This is a genomic window from Gemmatimonadota bacterium (assembly GCA_026706345.1).
Taxonomy (GTDB): Bacteria; JAAXHH01; JAAXHH01; order JAAXHH01; family JAAXHH01; genus JAAXHH01.
Genome location: JAPOYX010000234.1, coordinates 1 through 4897, shown reverse-complemented (window position 1 = coordinate 4897; position 4897 = coordinate 1). Strand labels below are relative to the sequence as shown.

The following is a 4897-nucleotide window of genomic DNA, read 5'->3' as shown; positions in this document are numbered from 1 at the left end:
CCGGGTATCGGACGCGGCCGAACGGCACGGCAAGGCCGCGTCCGATACCCGGGAAATGGCATCGTCCAGCGTCCAGTTGACATTGGGGTCGGTTTCCAGGCGGTGCGTCAGGTCGGCGGGACCGATGAAAACCACGTCAATGCCCTCCACGGCCGCGATTTCATCCACGTTGCGCAGGCCTTCCACGGTCTCGATCTGACCGACGATGAAGGTCTCCCGGTTGGCGTCTTCGAAATAGGTCGACCCCTCTTTCCACACCTCGATCCCGAAGTCACCGTCGATGCCGGCGCCGTCGATCCCCCGGTTGCCCAGGGACGGGAACTTCGTGCAATCGACGACGTGGCGCGCTATATCCGCAGTGGACATGAAGGGAATCATGAAGCCCGTTGCGCCGTCTTCCAGGTAGCGGTACAGGTGGGTCCTTTCAAGGGTAGGCGGGCGCACCATGCAGTCGATGTCATGCTGTTGGCACATGGCCAGGATTGACTGGACCTCCCGGGAATCCATCGCACGGTGTTCCAGGTCGAACCAGAGGCCGTCAAAGCGGAAATGGGCGGCATAGCGTATGTAAAAAGGCAGATAATGACCGAGACCTGCCATGCGGACGAAACCGGAGGAACGGAGCTTGGAGAGGACCTTGCTCTTGCGCATACCGGATCCTTTCGGGAAGAGTGCGGTTGGGATGCCAGGGAAGGGCTTTCGTGCGACGGTCATAGAACTCACAGATTATTCAGCCCTTGAGGCGTGGTGTCAAGGTCTATTGGTCATGTCAGTTTTGGCAGAATGATAACTAGTGAATTACGAATAATGCGTTTCGCACCTGCAGTCGGAATCTCTGATTTACCTTATCGCCCGTTCTGTAAAACCTGCTACATATTCAGGACAAACCACTTGTCGTATACCGATATGATGTGGAGATTTTTGACTACCACTGAAAGGAGATACCTACCGTGACACGACTGAACCCCGTACATCCCGGCGAAGTACTGAGATACGACTTCATGGAACCCTTTGGACTGTCGTCGAACGCGTTGGCAAAGGCCGTCGGCGTAACGCCAGCCAGGATAAACGAGATTGTACGCGGCCGGCGCGGGATTTCGGCTGAAACCGCTCTGCGACTCGCCAAGTACTTCAATACGGACGCACAGAGTTGGATGAACCTACAGGTTCAATACGAACTGGCACAGGCGAAACGTACAGCAGCTTCAGCTCTGCGAGCCATCAGACCACATGATGTTGCGTGAATGTCACGGCGGGAGTGATTTGATCAGTTGTTTCAGTCTGGAAATCATTCTCGAGTCGGCAACCACCGGGTGAGCGACGCAGAAACCAAAATAAAAGATAAAAGTCCTGTAATGAAAGACTTGACTTAACCACAGAAATCAGTAGACTAAGTCATATAAACTTAGTCTTATACTGAAGCCAAGGAATGCCGCCATGCGAACAGTGAACATGCACGAGGCCAAAACGCACCTGTCGAGGCTCGTCCGGGACGCTGCGAACGGTGAACCATTTATCATCGCCCGGGCAGGAAAACCCGTCGTAAAGGTCATATCTGTCGAAGCGCCGGATCCAGGTACGGGCGCGGCGCATCGAATAGGGTTTCTGGATGGTCAGATAACTGTACCCGATGACTTTGACCACATGGGTTCAGCGGAAATCAAGAAGCTCTTCGAGGGCGACCAGTGACCATTCTCCTGGATACGCAGATACTGCTCTGGACAGCGGGTGTAAACGATCGTTTACCTGCCGAAGCGATCGTCATGACCAGTAATCCAGCGAACGATCTGGTGTTCAGTGTGGCTTCACTCTGGGAAGTCACCATAAAGAACAGCCTGCAGCGGGAGGATTTCAGCGTAGATCCACATCTGCTGCGGCGGAGTTTGCTGGATCATGGCTACAAGGAACTATCCATAACGGGCACGCACGCATTGGCCCTAGACCTACTTCCAAATATACACAGGGATCCATTCGACCGCATCCTGGTTGCACAGGCTCAAATAGAAAGGATGACCCTGTTGACCACAGACGCGACGCTGGGGAAATACCCTGGCCCCATTCGAGTGCTTGGCTGATTGTCAGGCCTTAAACTGGACAACATGCCGCAACCTGAGTTACACGTGATGCGGTTATTACCGGCCGGTGGCCTGCCTTAATACCCAGTCCAACAGTACACAGCAAACAGAAAGACGGTTAAACTGATGACCACCCTGACCATCACCACCCCGATGCCGCCGCCCGTATGGGCGCTCCTGCAGAAGGAGTCCCTGAAAGCCCAGGCCCGGGCCTGCGCGTACTTCTACGACCGATACTTCGACGAACGAGGCTATATGCTTTGCGTGCCCCGCTGGGGCGGCGACGACGGACCGGACGACGCTATCGAGAACCTGACCGGCTGGCCCATTCTGTACATGCTGGGCGGACCGGAGAAACTACTCGCCATGAGCAACCTGGCGCAGGATGGCCATATCCAACAGTACACCGAGGCAAAGACGGTGGACGTGCCTTTCTGCCGGGACGGAATGTACTACAAGGAATTCCCCGTCCTGTTCGACTGGCTGCACAACGGCGAGAGCATGTCGGTCTTCGGGGATCTCGGGCTCTGCGACCCGGAGGCGGAGGAATACGAGCGGCGTGTGCGGCTCTGGTCCGGTTTCTACATGGACGAGGATCCCGGTGCGCGGAACTACGACCCGGAACACCGGATCATCCGAAGCCTCTTTAACGGCAGCCGGGGCCCCATGCTGCGCAAGGCCACGGCCCTGGACTGGACGGGGGATCCCATCGAGGAGGGCCGCTTCGTCCTGGCCCACGGCGAGCGCAACTACCAGGAGATGCTGGACCATTTCAAGGACTACACCGACGTGGTCGGCGATCATCCCTCCAACATGCTGGCGACGGGGCTCGCCTTCAACGCCTACGCACTGACGGGGGAGGACAAGTACCGGGACTGGATCCTGGAATACGTGGACGCCTGGGTAGAGCGAACGCGCGCCAACGGCGGAATCATTCCATCCAACGTCGGCCTCGACGGCGTGATCGGGAGCGCCTGCGACGGCAAGTGGTACGGCGGCTGCTATGGGTGGGGGTTTACGACGGTCATACCGCAGAGCGGGGAACTTGCCCATCGAACCACGATTCCGCTCGGCCTGGCGGGCTTCAGTCACGCGCTGTTGCTGACCGGTGACCGATCCTACGTGGGGCCGTGGAGCGAGATGATCGACCTGATCAACGCAAACGCGCGAGAGGAGAACGGCGTTACGATGTACCCCAACAAGTACGGGGACGACGGATGGTATAACTTTACGCCGGAACCCTATAGTGTCGGTGCACTGGAGACCTGGTACTGGTCGATGTCGGAGGAAGCGCAGGCGCGTTGCACCGATGATGTGTGGGTGCGATACGTGTCGGGAGAGAATCCCGCATATCCGGAAGAAGCATTGCAGGCAGACCTGGCGTCCGTCCGACAAAAGGTGGAATGGATACGCAACGATCCGATGACGCCGGACACGCGCCTGTCAGACAACACAAACGGCTTCAACCCCGCGACGCCGGGCGTGTTGTTTCAACAGACCATGGGCGGCCCCGACCCGAAACGCGCCCAGGCGGTCCACTGCATGTTCCGTTATTTCGATCCGGCGGCGCGAAGACCAGGCCTCCCGGAGGACGTGGCCGCCCTGGTCGACACAGTCGGCGAAAGGGAATCCGCGGTGACCCTGGTCAACCTGAACCCGGTAAATCACGCGGACGTTGTCATACAGGGCGGCGCCTACCGTGAGCATGCGTTGAAATCGGTTTCGATGGAACGGGAGGCGGCGGAAGAAGGTGGCGAGACTGCTGAAGTGAAAGGCGACTATCTCAAACTCCGGCTCGCGCCGGGTTCCGGCGCCCGGCTCGTAATCGCCATGGAACGATTTGTGAATCGGCCGACGTTAGCGTTTCCCTGGTAGCTCCTGCACCCCCGACTCGTCTCCTTCCGTCTCGACTGCCGGATATGCCTCCAAGCCGGATTTCGCAGGGGGGCGCCCACCTCCTCACCCCTCCACTCTGAACGGACTGTTCCCCACACCCGGCCAGATCCGTACCACGCCCAGGGTCGCCCGGACCCCGATCCAGGCCCCGGTCATCAGCCAGATCCAATCCAGGGCATGGGGACCGGCGAGCAGTCCGGCCGCACCCACGCCGGTGGCGACGACCACGGCGTTCCGCAGGTACCGGTAGTCCCCCGAGCCCCAGTGCAGCCCGTCTGTGGCAAAGGCCAGGGCGTTCAGTGGCTGTACGACGACGGCGATGATCCAGGCGGAATGGAAATAGGCTACCGCGGTCGCGGGCACGAGCAGATCGACTACAACCCCGCTACCCAGCCACAGGATGAGGGCCAGAAGGCAACCCGACCACACGCTCCAATGGCACACGATACGCGCCACTTTCCTGGCGCTCCTGATCCTGTCGCCACCGAGGAAGTAAGCCACCAGGCTCTGGCCCGTGACAGCCAGGGCGTCCAGTACGAAGGTGCCGAACATCCAGACCTGCCTGATCGCCTGGTGGGCGGCCCCGATGTCGGCGCCCCCGTGCGTCGCCTCGCGGGTCGTCAGGAGGAGAAACAGGTTCAGGACGCCGGTGCGTATGAAGAGATCGACGCCCGTGCGCATCAGGCGGCCGACCGCGCTGAATTCAACCTGGAACGTCCAGCCAAGCTTCCGCCGGACGATCCAGATCGACCAGACCGCTCCGATCCAGTACGCAACGACGCTGGCCACCGCCGCGCCCGTGATGCCCAGGGCGGGTACGGGCCCCGCGCCGAAAATGAGGATCGGGTCGAGCACGATGTTGATGCCGTTGATGCCGAGGGCGATCCAGAGCGGCGAGAGCATGTCCTGGAGTCCCCTCAAGGCGC

6 protein-coding genes are annotated in these 4897 nt (G+C 59.6%); 4 read left to right on the top strand and 2 right to left on the bottom strand.

Features of this window, described 5'->3' with window-relative positions:
- A partial coding sequence (locus tag OXG98_16580) for an aldolase/citrate lyase family protein (GenBank protein MCY3773623.1) occupies window positions 1-651 on the bottom strand: 651 nt, incomplete at its 3' end.
- 290 nt (window positions 652-941) lie between these two features.
- Between OXG98_16580 and OXG98_16575 the strand changes: the two genes are divergently transcribed.
- The 4 genes from OXG98_16575 (at window position 942) to OXG98_16560 (ending at window position 3950) form a co-directional block, all read left to right on the top strand.
- Window positions 942-1244 carry a HigA family addiction module antitoxin gene (locus OXG98_16575; GenBank protein ID MCY3773622.1) on the top strand — a complete coding sequence of 101 codons (303 nt, stop codon included), beginning with the start codon at window positions 942-944 and terminating at the stop codon, window positions 1242-1244.
- 193 nt (window positions 1245-1437) lie between these two features.
- Window positions 1438-1689: a type II toxin-antitoxin system prevent-host-death family antitoxin gene (locus OXG98_16570; GenBank protein ID MCY3773621.1), complete on the top strand. Its 252-nt coding sequence runs from the start codon at window positions 1438-1440 to the stop codon at window positions 1687-1689.
- Window positions 1686-2075 carry a type II toxin-antitoxin system VapC family toxin gene (locus OXG98_16565; GenBank protein ID MCY3773620.1) on the top strand — a complete coding sequence of 130 codons (390 nt, stop codon included), beginning with the start codon at window positions 1686-1688 and terminating at the stop codon, window positions 2073-2075. Before OXG98_16570 ends, OXG98_16565 begins: the two co-directional genes overlap by 4 nt.
- A gap of 126 nt (window positions 2076-2201) precedes the next feature.
- Window positions 2202-3950, top strand: a complete 1749-nt coding sequence (locus OXG98_16560) for a hypothetical protein (GenBank protein MCY3773619.1) — start codon at window positions 2202-2204, stop codon at window positions 3948-3950.
- Window positions 3951-4034: 84 nt separating this feature from the next.
- Here OXG98_16560 and OXG98_16555 read toward each other — a convergent pair.
- A partial coding sequence (locus OXG98_16555; protein ID MCY3773618.1) for an MATE family efflux transporter occupies window positions 4035-4897 on the bottom strand: 863 nt, incomplete at its 5' end.

What these genes read in the sequence shown, in the direction of transcription:
- OXG98_16570 (MCY3773621.1), top strand. Translation starts at nt 1,438, where the DNA reads ATGCGAACAGTGAACATGCACGAGGCCAAAACGCACCTGTCGAGGCTC.
- OXG98_16560 (MCY3773619.1), top strand. Translation starts at nt 2,202, where the DNA reads ATGACCACCCTGACCATCACCACCCCGATGCCGCCGCCCGTATGGGCG.